This window comes from Goekera deserti (genome assembly GCF_010685995.1).
Taxonomy (GTDB): domain Bacteria; phylum Actinomycetota; class Actinomycetes; order Mycobacteriales; family Geodermatophilaceae; genus Goekera; species Goekera deserti.
This window is the reverse complement of the sequence record NZ_JAAGWK010000016.1, coordinates 140,220-162,302: the sequence shown is the minus strand read 5'-3', so window position 1 is coordinate 162,302 and position 22,083 is coordinate 140,220. Positions and strand designations below refer to the sequence as shown.

The 22,083-nt window shown below is 74.6% G+C and carries 24 protein-coding genes and 1 tRNA gene; 24 read left to right on the top strand and 1 reads right to left on the bottom strand.

Going from position 1 to position 22,083, the window contains the following annotated elements:
* Positions 1-78 precede the first annotated feature (78 nt).
* The 5 genes from G1H19_RS12535 to G1H19_RS12515 all read left to right on the top strand — a co-directional run bounded on the left by G1H19_RS12535 (position 79) and on the right by G1H19_RS12515 (position 3,520).
* Positions 79-1,809, top strand: coding sequence for a CTP synthase (locus tag G1H19_RS12535; RefSeq protein ID WP_268895974.1), 1,731 nt, complete (start codon positions 79-81; stop codon positions 1,807-1,809).
* Positions 1,809-2,393, top strand: a complete 585-nt coding sequence (locus G1H19_RS12530) for an NUDIX domain-containing protein (RefSeq protein WP_152731171.1) — start codon at positions 1,809-1,811, stop codon at positions 2,391-2,393. Before G1H19_RS12535 ends, G1H19_RS12530 begins: the two co-directional genes overlap by 1 nt.
* A gap of 47 nt (positions 2,394-2,440) precedes the next feature.
* Positions 2,441-2,854 (top strand): GlcG/HbpS family heme-binding protein, encoded by a 414-nt coding sequence (locus G1H19_RS12525; protein ID WP_162392108.1) that lies wholly within the window; start codon positions 2,441-2,443, stop codon positions 2,852-2,854.
* A 64-nt stretch (positions 2,855-2,918) separates the two neighbouring features.
* Positions 2,919-3,140 (top strand): antitoxin, encoded by a 222-nt coding sequence (locus G1H19_RS12520; protein WP_152731169.1) that lies wholly within the window; start codon positions 2,919-2,921, stop codon positions 3,138-3,140.
* 2 nt (positions 3,141-3,142) lie between these two features.
* Positions 3,143-3,520: a type II toxin-antitoxin system VapC family toxin gene (locus tag G1H19_RS12515; protein WP_235927939.1), complete on the top strand. Its 378-nt coding sequence runs from the start codon at positions 3,143-3,145 to the stop codon at positions 3,518-3,520.
* Positions 3,521-3,574: 54 nt separating this feature from the next.
* Here G1H19_RS12515 and G1H19_RS12510 read toward each other — a convergent pair whose 3' ends face one another.
* Complete coding sequence (locus G1H19_RS12510) at positions 3,575-4,207, bottom strand: hypothetical protein (RefSeq protein ID WP_152731167.1); 633 nt, start codon at positions 4,205-4,207, stop codon at positions 3,575-3,577.
* 235 nt (positions 4,208-4,442) lie between these two features.
* On the opposite strand from G1H19_RS12510, the gene ald reads away from it, so the two are divergent.
* From ald to G1H19_RS12415, 19 genes are all read left to right on the top strand, one after another.
* Positions 4,443-5,558: an alanine dehydrogenase gene (gene ald / locus G1H19_RS12505; RefSeq protein WP_152731166.1), complete on the top strand. Its 1,116-nt coding sequence runs from the start codon at positions 4,443-4,445 to the stop codon at positions 5,556-5,558.
* Between the two features lie 11 nt (positions 5,559-5,569).
* On the top strand, positions 5,570-6,556 hold the full coding sequence (locus G1H19_RS12500) for a site-specific tyrosine recombinase XerD (RefSeq protein ID WP_235927831.1): 987 nt from the start codon (positions 5,570-5,572) through the stop codon (positions 6,554-6,556).
* A 227-nt stretch (positions 6,557-6,783) separates the two neighbouring features.
* Positions 6,784-7,707 (top strand): ParA family protein, encoded by a 924-nt coding sequence (locus G1H19_RS12495; protein ID WP_152731165.1) that lies wholly within the window; start codon positions 6,784-6,786, stop codon positions 7,705-7,707.
* Positions 7,704-8,225, top strand: coding sequence for a hypothetical protein (locus G1H19_RS12490; RefSeq protein ID WP_162392109.1), 522 nt, complete (start codon positions 7,704-7,706; stop codon positions 8,223-8,225). The genes G1H19_RS12495 and G1H19_RS12490 overlap by 4 nt, the downstream gene beginning before the upstream one ends.
* Positions 8,226-8,282: 57 nt before the next feature.
* Complete coding sequence (locus G1H19_RS12485; RefSeq protein WP_235927832.1) at positions 8,283-9,257, top strand: segregation and condensation protein A; 975 nt, start codon at positions 8,283-8,285, stop codon at positions 9,255-9,257.
* Positions 9,254-10,435: an SMC-Scp complex subunit ScpB gene (gene scpB / locus G1H19_RS24535; protein WP_235927833.1), complete on the top strand. Its 1,182-nt coding sequence runs from the start codon at positions 9,254-9,256 to the stop codon at positions 10,433-10,435. The genes G1H19_RS12485 and scpB overlap by 4 nt, the downstream gene beginning before the upstream one ends.
* A gap of 45 nt (positions 10,436-10,480) precedes the next feature.
* The gene (locus G1H19_RS12475) at positions 10,481-11,413 is read left to right on the top strand and encodes a pseudouridine synthase (protein WP_235910065.1); all 933 of its coding nucleotides are present in this window, start codon (positions 10,481-10,483) and stop codon (positions 11,411-11,413) included.
* 142 nt (positions 11,414-11,555) lie between these two features.
* Entirely contained in the window at positions 11,556-11,918 is a 363-nt protein-coding gene (gene aroH, locus G1H19_RS12470; protein ID WP_152731164.1) for a chorismate mutase, read from the top strand.
* Positions 11,915-12,712 carry a (d)CMP kinase gene (gene cmk / locus G1H19_RS12465; RefSeq protein ID WP_235927834.1) on the top strand — a complete coding sequence of 266 codons (798 nt, stop codon included), beginning with the start codon at positions 11,915-11,917 and terminating at the stop codon, positions 12,710-12,712. The genes aroH and cmk overlap by 4 nt, the downstream gene beginning before the upstream one ends.
* Positions 12,709-14,067 carry a ribosome biogenesis GTPase Der gene (der, locus tag G1H19_RS12460; protein ID WP_152731163.1) on the top strand — a complete coding sequence of 453 codons (1,359 nt, stop codon included), beginning with the start codon at positions 12,709-12,711 and terminating at the stop codon, positions 14,065-14,067. Before cmk ends, der begins: the two co-directional genes overlap by 4 nt.
* A gap of 110 nt (positions 14,068-14,177) precedes the next feature.
* Positions 14,178-14,251, top strand: a tRNA-Pro gene (locus G1H19_RS12455).
* Between the two features lie 301 nt (positions 14,252-14,552).
* A complete protein-coding gene (locus G1H19_RS12450; RefSeq protein WP_162392110.1) occupies positions 14,553-15,845 on the top strand; it encodes an ROK family transcriptional regulator in 1,293 nt (430 codons plus the stop codon).
* A 287-nt stretch (positions 15,846-16,132) separates the two neighbouring features.
* Positions 16,133-17,425, top strand: a complete 1,293-nt coding sequence (locus G1H19_RS12445) for an ABC transporter substrate-binding protein (RefSeq protein WP_152731162.1) — start codon at positions 16,133-16,135, stop codon at positions 17,423-17,425.
* A 44-nt stretch (positions 17,426-17,469) separates the two neighbouring features.
* A complete protein-coding gene (locus G1H19_RS12440) occupies positions 17,470-18,423 on the top strand; it encodes a carbohydrate ABC transporter permease (protein ID WP_152731161.1) in 954 nt (317 codons plus the stop codon).
* Between the two features lie 11 nt (positions 18,424-18,434).
* Positions 18,435-19,268: a carbohydrate ABC transporter permease gene (locus G1H19_RS12435; protein ID WP_162392111.1), complete on the top strand. Its 834-nt coding sequence runs from the start codon at positions 18,435-18,437 to the stop codon at positions 19,266-19,268.
* A gap of 192 nt (positions 19,269-19,460) precedes the next feature.
* Positions 19,461-20,537 (top strand): Gfo/Idh/MocA family protein, encoded by a 1,077-nt coding sequence (locus tag G1H19_RS12430; protein WP_162392112.1) that lies wholly within the window; start codon positions 19,461-19,463, stop codon positions 20,535-20,537.
* Position 20,538: 1 nt separating this feature from the next.
* A complete protein-coding gene (locus G1H19_RS12425; protein ID WP_152731160.1) occupies positions 20,539-21,534 on the top strand; it encodes a hypothetical protein in 996 nt (331 codons plus the stop codon).
* Positions 21,531-21,914 carry a hypothetical protein gene (locus G1H19_RS12420; RefSeq protein ID WP_152731159.1) on the top strand — a complete coding sequence of 128 codons (384 nt, stop codon included), beginning with the start codon at positions 21,531-21,533 and terminating at the stop codon, positions 21,912-21,914. Before G1H19_RS12425 ends, G1H19_RS12420 begins: the two co-directional genes overlap by 4 nt.
* Entirely contained in the window at positions 21,911-22,075 is a 165-nt protein-coding gene (locus G1H19_RS12415; RefSeq protein WP_163638818.1) for a hypothetical protein, read from the top strand. The genes G1H19_RS12420 and G1H19_RS12415 overlap by 4 nt, the downstream gene beginning before the upstream one ends.
* Positions 22,076-22,083 lie beyond the last annotated feature (8 nt).

Below are 22,083 nucleotides of genomic sequence, written 5' to 3'. Positions count from 1 at the left end.
CGGTGCTCCGGCGGGCTGTTAGCGTGACCTCCCGTGGATCGACCGGCGGATCACCGCGACCGTGCACCCTGGGACAACGTGCCCCTGCTCCCCAACTCCCAGCCCACGAAGTACGTCTTCGTCACCGGCGGGGTGGTGTCGTCGCTGGGCAAGGGCCTGACGGCCAGCTCGCTGGGGGCGCTGCTCTCCAGCCGTGGCCTCAAGGTCACCATGCAGAAGCTCGACCCGTACCTGAACGTCGACCCAGGGACGATGAACCCGTTCCAGCACGGCGAGGTCTTCGTGACCGAGGACGGCGCGGAGACCGACCTGGACATCGGGCACTACGAGCGGTTCCTGGACACCGACCTGGCCGGCCCGGCGAACGTGACCACCGGGCAGGTGTACTCCGACGTGATCGCCAAGGAGCGGCGCGGGGAGTACCTGGGTGACACGGTGCAGGTGATCCCGCACATCACCAACGAGATCAAGGCCCGGATCCTGGCCGGCGGGCGCACCAGCGAGCGGGTCGACGTCGTCATCACCGAGATCGGCGGCACCGTCGGCGACATCGAGTCGCTGCCGTTCCTGGAGGCCGCCCGGCAGGTGCGGCACGAGATCGGCCGGGACAACTGCTTCTTCCTGCACATCTCCCTGGTGCCCTACATCGCGCCGTCGGGGGAGCTGAAGACCAAGCCGACCCAACACTCGGTGGCCGCGCTGCGCAGCATCGGCATCCAGCCCGACGCGCTGGTCTGCCGCAGCGACCGGGAGATCCCGACCGGGCTCAAGCGCAAGATCAGCCTGATGTGCGACGTGGACGCCGAGGGCGTCATCTCCTGCGCCGACGCGCCGTCGATCTACGACATCCCCAAGGTGCTGCACCGCGAGGGCCTGGACGCCTACGTCGTCCGGCGGCTGGGGCTGCCGTTCCGGGACGTCGACTGGACGGTGTGGGGCGCGCTGCTGGAGCGGGTGCACGCCCCGAAGGTGACGGTCACCGTGGCGCTGGTCGGCAAGTACATCGACCTGCCCGACGCCTACCTGTCGGTCACCGAGGCGCTGCGGGCCGGCGGGTTCGCCCACCGGGCCCGGGTGCAGATCCGCTGGGTGCCCTCGGACGAGTGCGAGACCGCCGAGGGCGCCGCGCAGGCACTGGCCGGGGTGGACGGTGTGTGCATCCCCGGCGGCTTCGGCGTGCGCGGCATCGAGGGCAAGCTGGGCGCCATCCGGCACGCCCGGGTCAACGGCATCCCCACCCTGGGCCTGTGCCTGGGCCTGCAGTGCATGGTGATCGAGGTGGCCCGCGACCTGGCCGGCCTGCCGGACGCCAACTCGACCGAGTTCGACCCGGACACCTCCGACGCGGTGATCTCCACGATGGCCAGCCAGGTGGACGTGGTCTCCGGCAGCCGGGACATGGGCGGCACGATGCGGCTGGGCAGCTACCCGGCGTCCCTGCTGAAGGGGTCGGTCGTGGCGTCGGCCTACGGCAGCACCGAGGTCACCGAGCGGCACCGGCACCGCTACGAGGTCGCCAACGCCTACCGCGACCGGCTCACCGAGGCCGGCCTGGTGTTCTCCGGGACCTCGCCGGACGGCCTGCTGGTCGAGTTCGCCGAGCTGCCCCGCGAGGTGCACCCGTTCTTCGTGGGCACCCAGGCGCACCCGGAGCTGAAGAGCCGGCCCACCCGGCCGCACCCGCTGTTCGCCGCCTTCGCCTGCGCCGCGATCGACTACCAGGACTCCGCGCGGCTGCCGATCGACGTCGACGGCCGCGCCGCCGGGTCCGTGGACGTCGACGGCGAGTCGGCGAAGGTCGGCATCTGATGCCGCACTCCTACGAGGTGCTCGCCTCCGAGGAGCTGTACAGCGGCCGGGTGATCTCGCTGCGCCGGGACACCGTGGCCATGCCCGGCGGCGGGGACAGCGTGCGCGAGGTGGTCCGGCACCCCGGCGCCGTCGGTGTGGTGGCCCTGGACGACGAGGACCGGGTGGTGCTGCTGCGCCAGTACCGGCACCCGGTGGGGCAGTACCTGTGGGAGCTGCCCGCCGGCCTCCGGGACGCCGCCGGCGAGCCGCCGCTGGAGACGGCGCGCCGCGAGCTCGCCGAGGAGGCGCTGCTGTCGGCGCAGCGCTGGTCGCTGCTGGCCACGCCGTACAGCACGCCCGGGTTCTGCGACGAGAAGGTGCTGGTCTACCTGGCCGAGGGGCTCACCGACGCGCCCCGCCCGGACGGCTTCACGGTGGAGCACGAGGAGCTGGACATGACCCTGGAGCGGGTGCCGCTGGCCGACGCCGTGCAGATGGTGTTCTCCGGCGAGGTGCGCAACGCCCTGGCGGTCATCGGCCTGCTCGCCGCCGCCCAGGTCCGGGCCGGCTCACCCCGGCTGCGCCCGGTCGAGGCGGAGTAGCCGCCGTCCGGTTGCCCCGGCGGCGCCGGGCGGGTGAGGGTGGCGGGGTGCTGACACACGAGCAGGCCCTCTCGCTGATCGAGGCCGCACGCGCCGAGTGCGCGGCGCTCGGCGTCCCGATGTCCTTCGCGGTGACCGACCCCGCCGGCCACCTGGTCGCGTTGCTGCGCACCGACGGGGCCCCGTGGATCTCCACCGACGTCGCCCAGGGCAAGGCGTGGACGGCGGCCGCGTACGGCGCCCCGAGCGCCGCGCAGAAGGAGAAGATGGAGCCGATGCCGAGCTTCGCCTCGGCGCTGACCGCGATGACCCACGGCCGGTTCACCCCGCAGACCGGCGCGGTCCCGGTGTTCGTGGCCGGCGAGCCGGCCGGTGCGCTGGGTGCCAGCGGCGGCACCGGGCAGCAGGACGAGGACGTCTGCGCCGCCGCCGTCGCGGCGTGCGGCTGGTCCACCAGCTGACCCCGCCGGGCGCATCCCGCGAGGATCGCGACGGCCTGCCATCATCCTGCTAGCATTCTGCAACATGCGGACTCTCTACCTGCGCAACGTCCCGGACGAGGTCGTCGAGCGGCTCGAGCGGTTGGCTGCCCGGGACGCCACGTCGGTGGGCGCGGTGGCCGTCCGGGAGCTGGCCGCCGTCTCCCGTCGGGCCGACCACCCGGCGCTGCTGGGGAGCCTGCCCGATCTCGGTGTGGCCGCTGCCGACATCGTCGACGACCTGGACGTCGGGCGCGCCGAGCGTTGATCGTGCTGGACGCCTCGGCGGCGCTCGCAGCGCTGCTGAACGACGGCCCGGCCCGTCGGATGGTGGCCGTCGAGCAGCTGCACGCCCCCCACCTGGTCGACTCCGAGGTCGCCAGTGGCCTGCGACGTGGCGTGGCGGGCGGGCGACTGACGGTCGCTCAGGCCAGCGACGCCCTGCGGGTGTGGCAGCAACTGGGCGTGACGAGGTACCCGGGGGTCGGCCTGCTGGACCGGGTGTGGGAACTGCGGGAGAACGTGACCGCCTACGACGCCACGTACGTGGCGCTGGCCGAGCTCCTGGACTGTGCGCTGGTCACAGCGGACGCCCGGCTGAGCCGGGCCCCGGCGCTCGGCTGCCCGCTCACCGTGGTGCCGGCGTGAGCGCGGCACCCCTCACGTCGCCGCGGGCGACGAGCGACCCACCGGACCACGCCGTCACCGCACCGGCCCGGCCGGGGGGCTGAGGCCCAGCCGGCGCAGCTCCAGGCCGGCCAGGGCGTGCACCGCCGCCGGGTCGCCGGCCCGCCAGGCGGCGCCGGTGCCGGCCGGCAGGGCGGCGAGGGCGGGCAGCGGCGCGGTGGCCATCGCCCGCGCCGCGAGCAGCTCCAGGTCCGGCAGCTCACCGGCCGGGCCGATCGTCGTCAGCCGGGCGGCCGCGGTGGCCTCCCGGGCCCAGCGCCAGCGCCACGGCAGCCAGCGCAGCAGCAGCCAGCCCACCGGCAGCACCACCAGGGCGACGGCCAGCACCGTCGCCAGCGTCGCCACGGCGTCCTGCACGCCCTGCCCGGCCCCGGCCACCGCGGCTCCGGAACCACCCAGGGTCTCCAGCGGCCCGGCCAGGTCGTCGCCCACGACCGGCAGGTCCTCCGCCGCACCGGCCGCGGAGCCCATGGTGTCCTCGATCGACGCGCCGAGGTCCTGCAGCTGCTCGCCCGGGGAGGCCAGCACCAGCACGGCACGGTGGGTGGCGCGGGCGATCAGCACCCAGCAGACCGTCCAGGCGAGCATGCCGAGGTCGGCGGCCAGCTGCCGGGCCCGGCGGTCGGGTCGCTGGGCGTAGAGGCGCATGTCGGTGGGGTCCCCCGGGGTGCAGTGCGGACGCGCTGGGCTGGCGTCGAGCCTGCGGCATCGGCGTCCGCACGGCGATCCGGCGTCCGGCGGCGGGTGCGACGGGGGTCACCCCGCCCGGACGGCAGCGTGCCTAGACTCCGGCCGAGGCAGGCCCCGACCGGGCCGCCCACGATGCGTCCGCACCCGCCGGCAACCCCGGCCCGGTGCCGGACGGGAGCTGGAGCGCTGGCACATGCGGGTCGGGGTCCCCCGAGAGGTCAAGAACCACGAGTACCGGGTGGCGCTGACGCCCTCGGGTGTCACGGAGCTGGTCGCCGGCGGGCACGAGGTGCTCGTCGAGGCCGACGCCGGCGCCGGCTCGTCCATCCCGGACGCCGACTTCGTGGCCGCCGGGGCGCGCATCGTGCCCACCGCCGAGGACGTGTGGGGTGCGGCCGACCTGCTGCTCAAGGTCAAGGAGCCGGTGGAGAGCGAGTACGGCCTGCTGCGCGCCGGGCAGACGCTGTTCACCTACCTGCACCTGGCCGCGTCCCGGCCGTGCACCGACGCGCTGGTCGCCTCCGGCACCACCGCCATCGCCTACGAGACGGTGCAGACCGACGACCGGGCCCTGCCGCTGCTGGCCCCCATGTCCGAGGTCGCCGGCCGGATGGCGCCGCAGGTCGGGGCGCACACCCTGGAGCGCGCGCAGGGTGGGCGCGGGGTGCTGATGGGCGGGGTGTCCGGCGTGCACGCCGCGAAGGTGTTGGTCCTGGGCGCCGGGGTGTCCGGGATGAACGCCGCGGCGATCGCGCTGGGCATGCAGGCCCAGGTGACGGTGCTGGACCGGGACCTGGAGAAGCTGCGCGCAGCCGACCGGCTCTACCGCGGGCACCTGCAGACCGTCGCCTCCAACGCCCTGGAGATCGAGCGGGCCGCGCTGGAGGCCGACCTGGTGATCGGCGCGGTGCTGGTGGCCGGGGCCAAGGCGCCGACGCTGATCAGCAACGAGCTGGTCAGCCGGATGAAGCCCGGCTCGGTGCTGGTCGACATCGCCGTGGACCAGGGCGGCTGCTTCGCCGACACCCGGCCGACCACGCACGACGACCCCACCTTCGCCGTGCACGGCTCGGTGTTCTACTGCGTGGCCAACATGCCCGGCGCGGTGCCGCACACCTCCACCTACGCGCTGACCAACGTGACCCTGCCGTACGTGCTGGCGCTGGCCGGTCACGGCACCGCGGCGGCCGTGCGGGCCGACCCCTCCCTGGCCCGCGGGCTCAACGTGGTCGACGGCCGGCTGGTGCACGCCGAGGTCGCCGCCGCGCACGGGCTGCCCGAGGTCGCCTGGGAGGAGGTGCTCCGCTGAGCGCGCCGACGGTGTCCGGCCCCGCCCGGGACGGCGGCCGGGCGGGCGGGCCGGCGGTGGCCCGGGTGGTCACCGGCTACCTGGACCACCTCACCGTCGAGCGCGGCCTGGCCCAGAACACCGTCGCCTCCTACCGCCGCGACCTGCGCCGCTACGTGGAGTTCCTGGACGCCGCCGGGGTGCGCGGCATGGGCGAGGTCGCCGAGTCCGACGTGGCCGGGTTCCTCACCGCCCTGCGCACCGGCGACGACGGGCACCCGCCGCTGTCGGCCACCTCGGCGGCCCGGGCCGTCGTCGCCGTCCGGGGGCTGCACCGCTTCGCGCTGCTCGACGGGCTGGTCACCGACGACGTGGCGCACGAGGTGCGCCCGCCCGCCCCGGCCCGCCGGCTGCCCAAGGCGATACCGGTGGAGCAGATCGAGGCGCTGCTGGACGCCGCCGGGTCGACCGAGGGCCCGCGCGGGCTGCGCGACCGGGCGCTGCTGGAGCTGCTGTACGGCACCGGAGCGCGGATCAGCGAGGCCGTCGGGCTGGCGGTGGACGACGTGGACACCGGCGAGGGTCCGGGGCACGCCACCGCCCGGCTGGCCGGCAAGGGCGGCAAGGAGCGCATCGTGCCGGTGGGCAGCTACGCGCTGCGCGCGGTGCAGGACTACCTGGTGCGGGCCCGCCCGGCGCTGGCGGCCGCGGGCACCCGCGGGCCGCGCGGCGGGTCGCTGTTCCTCAACGCCCGTGGCGGGTCGCTGTCCCGGCAGAGCGCGTGGTCGATCCTGCGCTCGGCCGCCGAGCGGGCCGGCCTGGCCGGTCTGGCCGACCTGTCGCCGCACACGCTGCGGCACTCCTTCGCCACCCACCTGCTCGACGGCGGGGCCGACGTCCGGGTGGTGCAGGAGCTCCTGGGCCACGCCTCGGTGACCACCACGCAGGTGTACACGCTGGTCACCGTCGACCGGCTGCGCGAGGTCTACGCCACCAGCCACCCCCGCGCGCTGAGCTGACGGAGGACCCCGGTGCCCCCCACCCCTCGCAGGCTCGGGGCGGGCCCCTGCACCGGGGCCGGGAGTTCCTGCCGTGGTCGGTCACGGTCGGCCTGCGGGCTGCCGATGGTCACCGGGAGAGAACCGGTGGGCGTCCTCGGACGCCCCCGCGTGCCCCCGGCCCGGGGGCGCGCACCACCACGGGCGCCGACGGCGTACGGCGAGTTCACGCAGGGAAGGGGCACCAGATGGCCGCACGAGCTGACGCGGCGTCGTCCGCGCCGCTGCCGTACCAGGCGGGCAGGTCCGGGGAGATGGCCGCGGAGATGGGTGCACCGGCCCCGCGCAACGACCCGGCGAAGGCCCGGCAGCGGCCGCTGCCCGAGCCGCGGCGGCTGACCAGCCACGGTCCGGCCCGGGTCATCGCCATGTGCAACCAGAAGGGCGGCGTCGGCAAGACGACGTCGACGATCAACCTGGGTGCCGCGCTGGCCGAGCACGGCCGCAAGGTGCTGCTGATCGACCTGGACCCGCAGGGCGCGCTGTCGGTGGGCCTGGGCGTGCCGATGCACACCCTGGACCGGACGATCTACAACGTGCTGATGGAGCGCCGCACCACCCTCACCGACGTGCGGGTGCCCACCTCGGTGCCCAACCTGGACCTGGTGCCCAGCAACATCGACCTGTCGGCCGCCGAGGTGCAGCTGGTCAGCGAGGTCGCCCGGGAGCAGACGCTGCTGCGGGTGCTCGCCGAGGTGCGCGACGAGTACGACTACGTGCTCATCGACTGCCAGCCCTCGCTGGGTCTGCTCACCGTCAACGCCCTCACCGCCGCCCAGGGCGTGATCATCCCGCTGGAGTGCGAGTTCTTCTCCCTGCGCGGGGTGGCGCTGCTCGTCGACACGATCGACAAGGTCAAGGAGCGGCTCAACCCGGCGCTGGAGGTCGACGGCATCCTCGCCACCATGTACGACGCCCGGACCGTGCACTGCCGCGAGGTGTTCAGCCGGGTGGTCGAGGCCTTCGGCGACACCGTGTTCCAGACCGTCATCACCCGCACCGTGCGCTTCCCGGAGACCACCGTCGCCGGTCAGCCGATCACCACCTGGGCGCCCACGTCCATCGGTGCCGCCGCCTACCGCGACCTCGCCAAGGAGGTGCTCGCCCTGTGACCCGGCGTCCCGTGCTGCCCGGCGCCGCCGAGCTCTTCCGTCGCACCGACACCGTCGCGGCCGAGCCCGCCGCGCAGGTCACCGAGCTGCCCAGCCTGGCCGCGGCCGCGTCGTCGTCCTCGCTGCGGGGCAAGCGCGCCGGGTCGGCCGCCGGCCCGGCCGAGGACGCCCAGGGCATGCCGCTGAGCCTCGTGCCGCCGGCACCGCCGGTCGAGGACGAGCTGGCCGACCAGCGTGCGCGCGAGGTGGCCCCGGCGCCGCGGGTCGCGGCCCCGGTCGAGCCGCCCCGGCGCGGTCGGCCGTCGGTGGAACGCCCGAAGCACGAGGAGAAGATCACCGTCTACTGCTCCGCCGAGGAGCTGATGGCCCTGGAGCAGGCGCGGCTCACCCTGCGCGGGCAGCACGGCGTCGTCGCCGACCGCGGGCGGATCGTGCGCACCGCCATCGAGGTGCTGCTGGCCGACCTGGCGGCCCGCGGTGACGAGTCGGTCCTGGTGCGGCGGCTGCAGAAGCCCTGACGTCCGGCCCGGCAGCCTCCCCGGATCTGTCGTCCCGGGCACCTACTCTCGGCGGCTGTGAGCGTCTCGACGGCCCCGGTGCTCGAGGGCGCCGGCCCCGCCGCGGGGCCGGCGCCCCGCTTCACGGTGCGGCTGGTCAACTTCGAGGGCCCGTTCGACCTGCTGCTGCAGCTGATCGGCAAGCACAAGCTCGACGTCACCGAGATCGCGCTGTCCCAGGTCACCGACGAGTTCATCGCCCACCTGCGGGCGATGGGCGACGAGCTCGACCTGGACCAGGCCAGCGAGTTCCTGCTGGTCGCCGCCACCCTGCTCGACCTCAAGGCCGCCCGGCTGCTGCCCGCCGCCGACGTCGAGGACGACGAGGACCTGGAGGCGCTGGAGGCCCGGGACCTGCTGTTCGCCCGGCTGCTGCAGTACCGGGCCTACAAGGAGGCCGCCGCGTTCCTCCGGCTCGCCGAGACCGAGGCCGCCCGCCGGTTCCCCCGGGAGGCGCAGCTGGAGCCGCGCTTCGCCGAGCTGCTGCCCGAGGTGCTGCTCGGGGTCACCCCGGAGCAGTTCGCCGCGCTGGCCGCGCGGGCGCTGACCCCGAGGGAGCCGCCCACGGTCGACGTCACGCACCTGCACGCACCGCTGGTGAGCACCGCCGAGCAGCTGGTCGTGGTGCGCCGCGCCGTGGCCGAGGCCGGGGTGGCCAGCTTCCGCACGCTCACCGCCGACTGCACCGGCACGCTGGAGGTGGTGGCCCGCTTCCTGGCCCTGCTGGAGCTGTACCGGCAGCAGGTGGTGGTCTTCGACCAGTTGGAGCCGCTGGGGGAGCTGCACGTGCGCTGGACCGGCCCGGCGCTGCCCCCGGCCGAGCCGGACGAGCTGGGCGCGGCGGCCGCGGTGGTCGAGGCGGCGACGGCCGCCCTGGCCGGGCGGGGTCCGGGGTCGGGTCGGGGCGGTGACCGGGACGAGGCCCTGGACGGTGATCCGGACGAGGCCCGGGACGGTGCCCGGGACGAGGACCGGGACGGGGGCCGGCCGTGAGCGACGGCGAGCGCACCCCGTTCTCCTGGGACGCCGTCGCCGCCGAGCTGTCCGCCCGGCGCGCCGACGCCCCGGACCGGGCCGCCGGTGAGCAGTGGGACGACGTCGCCGCCCGGCTGGCCGCGGCGCTGGCCGGGCGGGTGGAGCCACCGCACGTCGCCACGCCCGTCCCCGCGCCCGAGTCCCCTCCCCGTGAGACCCGTCCGGAGCCGGAGCCGGATTCGAAGCCCGAGACCGACACCGGACCCGAGACCGACACCGGACCCGAGACCGACACCGGACCCGGGACCGGCACCGGGCCGGCGACCGACACCGGGCCGGCGACCGACACCGGACCCGAGCGCGACACCGGACACAGTCCGGTGTCCGGGCCGGAGCCCAGGCCCGGGCCGGAGACCGCACCCGGTCGGGGGCCGGAGCAGGGGTCGGGGGCGGCGAGCGCACCGCGGCCGCTGGACGCGGCCGCCGGCGGGCCGGCCGCACCCGGCCGCGGGCTGGGCGTGGACCTCGCACTGTTCGACGACACCGACGACGACGCCGACGCCGAGGAGACCCCGGCCGGGCAGGCCCGCGCACCGCAGCCGGCGGCCGGCGTACCCGGCGGGCAGCCGCTGGACACCGGGCTGCTGCGCGGCCGGCTGGAGGCGGTCCTGTTCGTCGTCGACCAGCCGGTGGACGAGGAGACGCTGGCCGCCGCGGTGGAGAGCACGGTGGCCGACGTCCGGGACGCCCTGGTGGAGCTGGCCGCCGAGCACGAGCGGCGCCGGGGCGGGGTCACGCTGCGCCGGGTGGGGGAGGGCTGGCGGCTGTACACGCGGGACGAGCACGCCCCTGTGGTGGAGCGCTACCTGCTCGGCGGCCAGCGCAACCGGCTGACCCAGGCGGCGCTGGAGACCCTCGCCGTGATCGCCTACCAGCAGCCGGTGACCCGGGCCCGGGTGTCCGCGGTGCGCGGGGTCGGCGTCGACGGCGTGATGCGCAGCCTGGTGAGCCGCGGGCTGGTGCGCGAGGTGGGCACCGACCCCGACACCGGCGGCCACCTGTACGGCACCACCGCGCTGTTCCTGGAGCGGCTGGGCCTGCGCAGCCTGGAGGAGCTGCCGGCGCTGGCGCCGCTGCTGCCGGACACCGCCTCGGTGCTGGAGGAGCGCCCGCGGGCCCGCTCGGCCGGCGGCTGACCCCCGGGGCCCCGCCGCTGCCTCGCACGGCGGACACTGGTCGGGATGAGCACCGACCAGTCCACCGGCACCCCGACCCCCGACGAGCACCCCGGGAGCCGGGACGACCAGCACCTCGCCGACACCCACGACACCCATGACGACGCCCAGGACGACGACGCCCAGGGGGACGGCGAGGGCGTCTGGTCCGAGGACATGGAGCTCGCGCCGGTGCACCCCGGCGACCGCGCCCCGGTCGAGGACGAGGAGGGCCGGCAGGGCGAGCGGCTGCAGAAGGTGCTGGCCCGGGCCGGCGTCGGCTCCCGGCGGGTGGTCGAGGACATGATCGACGAGGGCCGGATCGCCGTGGACGGGAAGACCGTCCTGGTGCAGGGCATGCGGGTCGACCCGCGCACCGTGCAGATCTCGGTGGACGGCTCCCGGATCGAGATCCGCAACGACCGGGTCACCTACGCGATGAACAAGCCGTACGGCGTGATCACCGCGATGAGCGACGACCGCGGCCGGGCCACCGTGGGTGACATGGTCGGCGACCTGGCCAAGGGCCTGGTGCACGTGGGCCGGCTGGACCAGGACACCGAGGGCCTGCTGCTGCTCACCACCGACGGCGAGCTGGCCCACCGGCTGGCGCACCCCTCCTACGAGGTGAGCAAGACCTACATGGCGCAGGTCAGCGGCTCGGTGCCGCGCGACCTGGGCAAGCGGCTGCGCCACGGCGTGGAGCTGGAGGACGGTCCGGTGCGGGTCGACTCGTTCCAGCTGATGGACACCCATGCCGGCCAGTCGGTGGTCGAGCTGGTGCTGCACGAGGGCCGCAAGCACATCGTGCGCCGGCTGCTGGCCGAGGTCGGCCTGCCCGTGACCCGCCTGGTCCGCACCGCGGTGGGCCCGGTGCAGCTGGCCCGGATGCGCACCGGCGTGATCCGGCGGCTCAGCCGCGCCGAGGTCGGCGCGCTGCAGGAGCTCGTCGGCCTCTGACCCCCGCCGTCCCCGACCCACGACTGCGCACTCGGCCGGCGGGGGCCGGTCGTGCGCGTGGTCGGGCGGGTGGCGCGGGCTCCGTAGACTCGATCGAGATGCCCGGCGACCCGGGCGCGGCGTGGTCGATCGAGGAGTGTGCATGGCCGTCCGAGCCATCCGGGGCGCGACGCAGGTCGAGGCCGACGACCGGGAGCAGGTCCTGGAGGCGACCGGCGAGCTGGTGAGCGCGGTGCTGGCCCGCAACGACCTGCAGTCCGAGGACCTGATCAGCATCCTGTTCACGGCCACCCCGGATCTGACGTCGGAGTTCCCGGCCCTGGCGGCGCGGGAGCTGGGGCTGGGTGACGTGCCGCTGATGTGCGCCACCGAGATCGCCGTCCCGCACGCCCTGCCGCGGGTGCTGCGGCTGATGGCGCACGTGGAGACCGGGCGCAGCCGGGCGCAGGTGCAGCACGTGTACCTGCGGGGCGCGGTCGCGCTGCGCCGGGACATCGCCCAGTGAGCGAGCAGCAGGTGGACGAGCAGCACGTGGACGAGCAGAGCAGCAGGCCGGAGGGTGGGCACCGAGTGGACGTCGAGGGGAACACCGTGCAGTTCCAGGGACAGGTGACCCTCGACGGACCGTCGGGCACCGGCAAGTCGAGCGTGGCCCGGGCGGTCGCGGTGCGCCTGGGCGCGGCCTACCTGGACACCGGCGCGATGTACCGGGCGGCCACCGTCGCGGTGCTCACCGCCGGCGTCGACCCGGAGGACGCCGACGCCGTGGCCCGCACGGTCGGCTCGGCGTCGATCGAGGTCGGCACGACGGCGGGGGAGGAGCGCGTCCTGGTCGACGGCGTCGACGTCGCCGCCCGGATCCGCGGCGGCGAGGTCACCCGCGCGGTGTCGCCGGTGTCGGCGGTGCCCGCGGTGCGCCGGCAGCTGGTGGACCAGCAGCGGGCACTGGTCGCGGGCGCCGCGGCCGTGGTGGTCGAGGGCCGCGACATCGGCACGGTCGTGCTCCCGGACGCGACCTGCAAGATCTACCTGACCGCGGCTCCCGAGGTGCGCGCCCAGCGCCGCGCCGGGCAGCTCGGTCTCACCGACGAGGCGGAGGTCGCCGCACTCGCGGCCGACCTGCGCCGGCGGGACGAGTACGACAGCAGCCGCGCGGACAGTCCGCTGCGGCCGGCCGGCGACGCCGTGGTCGTGGACAGCACCGACCTGGACCGCGACGCCGTCGTCGACCGGGTCGTGTCGCTGGCGCTCACGGCCTGCGCCGGTGCACGGCAGGCAGCCGCGGGAAGGCAGACATGAGCGAGCAGAGCACGGGCGCCCCCTCGCGGGCGCTGCCCGTGGTGGCGGTCGTCGGACGGCCCAACGTGGGCAAGTCGACGCTGGTCAACCGGTTCCTGGGGCGGCGGGCCGCCGTCGTCCAGGACGTGCCGGGCGTGACCCGGGACCGGATCGCCTACGAGGCGTTGTGGAACGGCAAGAGCTTCACCGTGGTGGACACCGGCGGCTGGGAGCCCAAGGCGACCGGGATGGCCGCCTCGATCGCCCGGCAGGCCGAGTACGCGATGAAGACCGCCGACGTGATCGTGCTGGTGGTGGACAGCTCGGTGGGGGCCACCGAGACCGACCTGGCCGCGGCCCGGGTGCTGCGGCGCAGCGACCGGCCGGTGATCCTGGTGGCCAACAAGGTCGACGACGAGCGCGGGGAGTCCAACGCCGCCGAGCTGTGGAAGCTCGGGCTGGGGGAGCCGTACTCGGTGAGCGCGCTGCACGGGCGCGGCGCCGGTGACCTGCTGGACCTGGTGCTCGACGCGATGCCGGAGGCACCCCGGGAGGCCGAGCCGGTGGGTGGCCCGCGCCGGGTGGCGCTGGTGGGCCGGCCCAACGTCGGCAAGTCCAGCCTGCTGAACCGGCTGGCCAAGGACGAGCGCTCGGTGGTCGACTCGGTGGCCGGCACCACGGTCGACCCGGTGGACTCCATCGTGACCCTGGGCGGGGAGGAGTGGCGCTTCGTGGACACCGCGGGGCTGCGCCGCAAGGTGTCCACCGCCAGCGGCACGGAGTACTACGCCAGCCTGCGCACCGAGGCCGCCATCGAGGCCGCCGAGGTGGCGGTCGTGCTGCTGGCCGCCGACGAGGTGATCAGCGAGCAGGACCAGCGGGTGATCACCCAGGTGATCGAGGCCGGGCGCGCCCTGGTGCTGGCCTACAACAAGTGGGACGCCCTCGACGAGGACCGGCACCACCAGCTGGAGCGCGAGATCGACCGGGACATGAGCCGGATCGCCTGGGCCAGCCGGGTGAACATCTCGGCGAAGACCGGGCGCGGGGTCGACCGGCTGGCCCAGCACCTGCGCGCGGCGCTGGCCTCCTGGGAGACCCGGGTGCCGACCGCGGAGCTGAACACCTTCATCCGCACCCTGGTGCAGGGGACGCCGCCGCCGGCCCGCGGGGGGAAGGCCCCGAAGATCAAGTACGTGACCCAGGCCGACGTCCGGCCGCCCCGGTTCGTGGTGTTCAGCACCGGGTTCCTGGAGGCCGGGTACCGCCGGTTCCTGGAGCGCAAGCTCCGTGAGCAGTTCGGCTTCGCCGGGACGCCGATCGACATCTCGGTGAAGGTGCGGGAGACCAAGGCCAAGGACCGCTTCACGTCCTGAGCCGGGCCGGGGCGGCCCGGGTGCCCGGTGGCCGGGGCCGCCGACCGCTGGGGTAACCTGCTCCAGCAGCACACGGGCGCCGCGGGACATCCCGCACGCCGCCCGGAGCTCGGGCTGTAGCGCAGCTTGGTAGCGCACTTGACTGGGGGTCAAGGGGTCGCAGGTTCAAATCCTGTCAGCCCGACAGACGCACACAGGCCGTTGGCCAGGTAATCGACCTGGTCAGCGGCCTGTGTCGTGCCCTGGGTCTTGGGCACGGCAGCTCGGACGACCCCGCGCCCGGCTCGTGGTCGCTGTCCCGGGGGTGTCAGCTCGACCCGGCTGGGGAGCGTCGGCACGGGGAGCGGTGGGCCGACCCGGTCGCCGCGGCCTCGACCAGAACAGGACGACGGTCGTACCGCCGCTGCTGGGGTGACCGGGCCACCCCGGCGGCCGGTCCACCTCGCACTTCTGTCCCCGGTCGGCAGAACGGTTAGCCTCGCTCCGTGAACGAGGACCGGGCGGCTGTCCGCGGAGACCGCTCGTCCCTCGAGCGGCTGGAGGGGCTCGCGGCCGTGCTGGGCGCGGTGCGGGCGGGCGACGGCGTCACCCAGCCGCAGCTGATCCGGGAGATCGGGCTCGGCCGCAGTGTGGTCGCCCAGCGGGTGGCCGAGCTCGAGGCGGCCGGGCTGGTCGTGCCCGACGGACTGGGCCCGTCCACCGGCGGCCGGGCGCCCCGGCGCCTGCGGCTGCGCAGGGAGGCGGGGCTGGTGGCCGGCGCCGACATCGGGGCCACCGGCATGCGGGTGGGCCTCGCCGACCTGTCCGGCACCGTGCTGGCCGAGGTCGACGAGGTCATCGACGTGGCGGAGGGGCCCGACGTCGTCCTCGGCCGGGTCGACGAGCTCGTCGAGGAGCTGATCGCGGGCCTGCCCGGGGCGCCGCCGCTGTGGGGGATCGGGGTGGGGGTGCCCGGCCCGGTGGAGTTCGCCACCGGGCTGCCGGTCGCCCCGCCGATCATGCCGGGGTGGGACGGTCACCCCATCCGCGCCCGGCTGGCCGCCCGGTTCGGGGCCGCGGTCTGGGTGGACAACGACGTGAACCTGCGCGCCCTCGGTGAGCTGCGCACCAACCCGGTGGCGGCGCAGCAGGAAGACCTGCTGTACGTGAAGATCGGCACCGGGATCGGGGCGGGTCTGGTCTCCGGTGGGCGTCTGCACCGCGGGGTGAACGGGTGCGCCGGGGACATCGGGCACGTGGCGGTCGCCGAGGCGCAGGACGTCGTCTGCCGCTGCGGCAACGTGGGCTGCCTGGAGGCGGTCGCCGGTGGGGCGGCCCTGGCCCGGGACGGCCGGAAGCTGGCGGAGAGCGGTGCCGGACCGGTGATGGCCGAGCTGCTGGCCGCCCGCGGTGACCTCACCGCCGCCGACGTGACGGCGGCGGCCGAGCGCGGCGACCCGGCGGCCCGGGCCCTGCTGGCCCGGGCAGGCGGGCTGGTGGGGGCCACCCTGGCCACCCTGGTCAGCTTCTACAACCCCGGACTGGTCGTGCTCGGCGGCGGGGTGGTGCACGCCGGGGACCACGTCCTCGCCGCCATCCGGGAGGCGGTGTACCGCCGGTCCCTGCCCCTGGCCACGCGCACCCTGCGCATCGAGCCGTCTCGGCTCGGGGACGCCGCCGGGCTCGCGGGCGCGGTGCACCTGGTCATCGACGAGCTGTTCAGTCCGGCGCGCCTCGCCGTGTGGCTGCCGCACTCCTCCCCGGCCGGCCGGCCGGACGTGGCCACGCTGCCCCGCTGACCACTGCCCTCTGACTGCTGCTCCGCTGACCGCTGCCTGGCTGACGCCGGCTGCGGGACGGCGCGTGCCGTCGATCAGCAGGCACGCGGACGGGCCGGTCATCGACCAGCCCGATGCGAGGCATCAGTTTCTTTAGGCGCGCAGCGCATTGACTTCCTCCGGTGCGAGTCAGAAGTATGTGGTTGCCATCACGTGAGTGATGCCACGGTCTGAGGTGGACGAGGCAGCGAGGCACACCTCCGTCGAACCGCCGTCCGGTCGTCCGGACGCACCTGAGAGGCAGCGACATGACTCTGCAGTCCCCGCGCGGGTTCCGCCGCATCGGCACCCTCGTCGTCATCCCGGCAGTGAGCGCGCTGGCGCTCACCGGTTGTGGAGGAGGTGACGACGGTGGGTCCGGCGGCGGCTCCGCGGACGGCTTCACCTTCGCGTTCGAGAACGCCAGCGGCGGCCAGGAGAACCCCTGGGTCAAGCTGGTCGAGAAGTACACCGAGGAGACCGGTGTCGACGTCGAGACCAACGCGCTGCCGCCGGACAGCTTCGGCCTGACGATGCGCACCCAGCTGCAGGGCGGGAACGCCCCCGACCTGATGATGTTCTCCCCGGGCTCCGGGCAGGAGAACTCCGCGATCCCGCTGGCCGAGGCCGGGTACCTCGAGCCGCTGGGTGACACCTCGGCCGGGCTGGTCCCGGCGGGCAGCGAGGCGCTGTTCGGCATCGACGGCACCGTCTACGCCCAGCCCACCAGCCTCATCCCGGTCGGCATCACCTGGAACTCCGGCGCGGCCGCCGAGGCCGGGGTGGACGCCCCGACCGACTTCGACTCCCTGATCGACAGCTGCGGGACGCTGGCCGACGAGGGCAAGTCCGCGTTCGTGATCGCCGGAGCCGTGCCGCCCAACCCGGGTCTGATGACGATGGCGATCTCGGCCACCCGGGTGTACGCCGAGACGCCGGACTGGAACGAGCAGCGCGCGGCCGGCGACGTCACCTTCGCCGACAGCCAGGGCTGGAAGGACACCCTGCAGACCGTCGTCGACCTCACCGAGGCCGGCTGCTTCCAGCAGGGCGCCGCCGGCGGCGGGTTCGACGCGATCACCCAGGGCATCACCCAGGGCACCTCGCTGGGCGCCTTCCTGCCGGGCTCCTCGGCCAACGAGCTGATGAACGCCACCCCCGGGCTCGAGCTGGAGATCGAGGCCTTCCCGCCGGCGGCCGGTGGCGAGCCCTACATGCTGGCCAGCTCCAACTACGCGCTGAGCATCAACGCCAAGGCCGATGACGGCGCCAAGCAGGCGGCCCAGGCGTTCCTGGACTGGATGGCCGAGCCCGACAACGCGAAGACGTTCACCGACATCCAGGGCGGTGTCCCGATCACCGGCCCCGGTGACGACCTCAACCCGGTGTACGCGCCCGTCGCGGAGCTGCTCGAGGCCGGCGACTACGCGCCGCTGCCCAACCAGGGCTGGCCGAACCCCGGCGTCTACGACGCGCTGGCCTCCGGCGTCCAGGGCCTCGTCGGCGGGCAGGGCGACGTGCAGTCGGTGCTCGAGTCCGTCGACCAGGCCTGGGACCAGTAGGCCCCGGTCACTGACCACCCGGATCGAGACGGAGGACCGACCCGATGACCGCGACGATGGGCACCCCGCAGGACACCGGTCCGCTCGTCCGGGGCGAGGTCCCGGTCGCCGGGGGCGAGCGTGCCGCTCGCCCCCGGCGGTACCGGCCCCTGATCAGCTACGGCCGCTGGTGGTGGGCGCTGCCCGCCATCCTGATGGTGCTGGTCATCCACTACCTGGCGACTGCCGGCGGTGCGTTGTACGCCTTCACCGACTGGACCGGGATCGGCGACTTCGACCTGGTCGGGCTGGACAACTTCCGGCGCATCTTCGAGGACCCGACGATGATCGGGGCGCTGGAGAACACGCTGTTCCTGGCGTTCGGCTTCCTGGTCCTGACCAACGTGGTGGGCCTGGCGCTGGCCCTGGCGCTCAACCGGACGCTGAAGACCCGCTACCTGCTCCGGGTGCTCTTCTTCACGCCGGTCGTGCTCAGCCCGCTGGCGGTGTCCTACGTCTGGAAGTTCATCTTCGACTTCCGCGGGCCGCTGAACACCGTCATCGGCTGGGTCGGCCTGGAGCCCCGGGTGTGGCTGGCGGACCCGGACCTGGCCCTGTGGTGCGTGCTGGTCGTCATGGCCTGGCAGACCACCGGCATGGTGATGGTCATCTACCTCGCCGGCCTGGCCACCGTGTCCCCGGAGGTCGAGGAGGCGGCAGCGCTGGACGGGGCCGGCACCTGGCAGCGCTTCCGGTACGTCACCGTGCCGAGCATCCGCCCGTCGATCGCGATCGCCTCGACGCTGATGCTCATCCAGGGGCTCCGGGTCTTCGACCAGGTCATGGCGCTCACCGGCGGCGGACCGGCCGGCGCCACCGAGACCCTGGCCACCCAGGTCTACAAGGAGACGTTCGCGCTGAGCAACTTCGGCTTCGGTGCCGCGCTGGCCCTCCTGCTCACCCTGATCATGCTCGTCTTCTCGGTGCTGCAGCAGGCTGCCACCCGGGACCGGAACTGAGGAGCTGACCCGTGTTCCGTTACACCAGGGCGACGGCGGTCCGTGAGGGCGTCGTCTGGTGCGTCGCGCTGCTGACGCTGCTGCCGTTCTACTTCCTCGTCGCCACCGCGCTCAAGCCGGACGACGAGCTGCTCTCGACCAGCACGTCTGCGCCCCCCAGCCACCCGACGCTGTCGAACTTCACCGAGGTGCTCACCGCGGGCGGGGACAACAACATCCTGCTGGCGCTGCTGAACAGCGTCATCATCACCGTCGGCAGCATCGCCGGCCTGGTGGCGTTCGGCTCGCTGGCCGCCTACGTGCTCGCCCGCACCACGGCCCGGTGGGGGACGATCACCTTCTACCTGTTCCTGATCGCCATCCTGCTGCCCACCCAGCTGGGGCTGGTGCCGCTGTACATCGGCGCCCGGCAGGTCGGCCTGGTCGGGTCGCTGGGCGGGATGATCGTGCTCTACGTCGGCTCCCTCATGCCGCTGGCGGTCTTCCTCTACGCCGGCTTCTTCCGCGGCCTGCCCCGCGACTACGAGGAGGCCGCGGCGCTGGACGGGGCCAGCCCCGGTCGGGTGTTCGTCCAGGTCGTGCTGCCACTGATGGCACCGGCCACCGGCACGGTGGCGATCCTCACCGGGCTGATCGTGTGGAACGACTTCTTCTCGGCGCTGATCTTCCTCGGCGGATCGGACAACCAGACCCTGCCGGTGTCGATGTACTACTACGTCGGCTCGCTCGTCTCCGCCTGGAACAAGGTGTTCGCCATCGTGATCATCTCGATGGTCCCGATCCTCGCCTTCTACCTCTTCGCCCAGAAGAAGTTCATCCAGGGCTTCGCCGGCGGCATCAAGTAGCCGCCGCGCTCGCTGCCGGGTCGCCCATGGGGCGGCCCGGTGGGGAGTCGTGCCCGGTGGAGGGCGCATCACCGGCCCCGATGGCCAGCATCACCGTTCTTGTGCACACCTTGCCTTGACTTCATCCGTTCAGCGGCAGAAGTATGTGGCCGTAGTCACGCGCCCACTGCCGCACCAGCTCCAGGAGGACCAGTGGCCGATCGCATCCGGGCCGGCATCGTCGGGGTCGGCTTCATGGGCACGGTCCATGCCCGGGCCGTCCGCCGCAACGGTGGCGTGGTCTCCCGCATCTGCGGGTCGACCCCCGAGTCCTCCCGCGCCGGCGCCGAGCGGATCGGCGCCGAGTTCGCGGCGTCGTCGGTCGACGAGCTGCTGGCCGCCGACGACGTCGACGTCGTCCACGTCTGCACACCCAACGCCACCCACGCCACGCTGGTCCGGGCCGCGATCGCCGCCGGCAAGCACGTCGTCTGCGAGAAGCCGCTCGCGGTGGACGCGACCGAGGCCGCCGAGCTGGTCGCACTGGCCGCGGAGGCCGGCGTCACCGCCACCGTGCCGTTCGTCTACCGCTTCTACCCGACCGTCCGCGAGGCGCGGTCCCGGGTCGCCGACGGCACCGCCGGCCCGGTCCGCCTGCTGCACGGTTCCTACCTGCAGGACTGGCTCGCCGAGGACACCGACGACAACTGGCGGGTCGACACCACCGCCGGCGGGGCGTCTCGGGCGTTCGCCGACATCGGGGTGCACTGGTGCGACCTGGTGGAGTTCGTCTCCGGGCACCGCATCGCCCGGCTGACCGCGAGCACCGTCACCACCGTCCCCGAGCGGGGCGGCCGCCCGGTGACCACCGAGGACGCCGCGGTGGTGCTGTTCGAGACCGACCGCGGCGCCACCGGCACGCTGACGGTGAGCCAGGTCAGCCAGGGCCGGAAGAACCGGCTGGAGTTCTCCGTCGACGCCGCCAGCGAGAGCCTGGCGTTCGACCAGGAGAACCCCGACTCGCTGTGGATCGGCGGGCGGGACGTCAACCGCCAGCTGATGCGAGGGGCCGGCGGGGGCCAGGCGGCCGCGCGCTACAGCGTCGTCCCGGCCGGGCACCCGCAGGGGTACCAGGACTGCTTCGACGCCTTCGTCGCCGACACCTACGCGGCCCTGGCCGGCGAGGATCCGGACGGGTTGCCCACCTTCGCCGACGGCCTGCGCGCCGCCCGGATCACCGAGGCCGTCCTGGAGTCCGCGCGCACCCGCAGCTGGGTCCCGGTGGCCTGACGTGCCGACCCTGGGCACCACCCTGTTCTCGCTGACACCGGACTGGCGGTCCGGAGCCGGCACCACCCGGCTGCTGGACCGGCTGGCCGCGGCCGGGTGCGGCCCCGCCATCGAGGTCGTCGGGCACCAGAGCTGGCGCGGGTTCCCGGCGTCGTCCGCCGAGGACGAGCGCGCCTTCCGGGACGCCGTCGACCGGCTGGGTCTCCAGCCGGCCGCCCTCGGCGTGTACACCGACCTGCACCGCCACCGCGGCCGGTCGCTGACCACCGACGAGGCCCTGGCCGACCTGCTGCCCCAGCTGGCCGCCGCCGTCCGGCTCGGCTTCCCGCTGGTCCGCGCCACGCTCGGCATGCAGCCGGCGCTGCTGCGCCGCGCGGCCGCGGCGGCCGAGCGGCTGGGGGTCGTGCTCACCTTCGAGCTCCAGGGGGCGACGTCGCCCGATGCGCCCGCCGTGCGCGACGTGGTCGAGCTGCAGGCCGCGTCCGGCACGCCGTTCCTGGGCTTCACGCTGGACAGCAGCCTCACCACGCCCGCACTGCCGCACGCGCTGGACACCGCGCTGACCCGGCGGGGGTTGTCCGCGGACGGTGTGGCCGCGGTGCACGCCGCGTGGGCCGCCGACGGCCCCGTCGGCCCGCGGATCGGCCGTGCCCTCACCGCCGTCGCCGGCCTGCCCCGCGAGCCCGAGCTCGCCACCCTGGCCGCCGGTGTGCTCGGCCGCTGCGGCCGGTCCACGCCGCAGGACTGGGCGCCGGTCCTGCCGCTGGTGCGGCACGCCCACGCCAAGTTCTGGGACCCGGACGTCGAGACGGTGCGGGCGCCGCACGGGGCCTGGCTGGCCGCCCTGACCGAGGCCGGCTACGACGGCGCCCTCCTCAGCGAGTGGGGCGGGCACGAGCTGCTCGACCGGGACGACGCCGACGCGCTGGCCGTGACCCGGGCCCACCACGACCTCCTGTCCACCCTGCTCGCCCAGCGGACGGCGGTGCCCGCATGACCTTCAGCGAGGGCACCCTGCCTGCCGAGGCGGCCACGGCGGTCGACGGTCGGTTGCACCTGGCCGTGCACCTGCCCTGGTACCGGTCGCTGCCGCTGTCCTGCCTGGAGTCCCTGTCGGTGTCGCTGGACGGGGCACCCCGCCGGGTCGAGCGGGTCGAGGCCGCCGGCTTCACCGGGACGGTCGCCGACGCCGGTGGCTCCGAGGTCTGGTGGGACCTCCGGGACCCGCTCCGGGTGGTCCTGGACGTGCCCGCCCGGCACGACGACGTGCACGACGTCACCGTCGACCTCGCCGTCCGCGTGCCCTACATCGAGGTGCTGCCCGGCGTGCCGCTGGTGCAGCGCGCCTCGGCCCGGACCACGGTGACCGTCCGATGACCGGCTCCCGGCCCGCCGTGGGTGACCCGGACGGGCGCAGCGGCCCGCTGCCCGACCCAGGGGAGCTCACCGAACGGCTCCGGGACGCGCTGGCCCGGCCCTGGGAGCCACCTGGCTGGGTCGACGTCCGCAGCGTCCGCCCCCCTGACCCGACCGCCTAGGACCATCC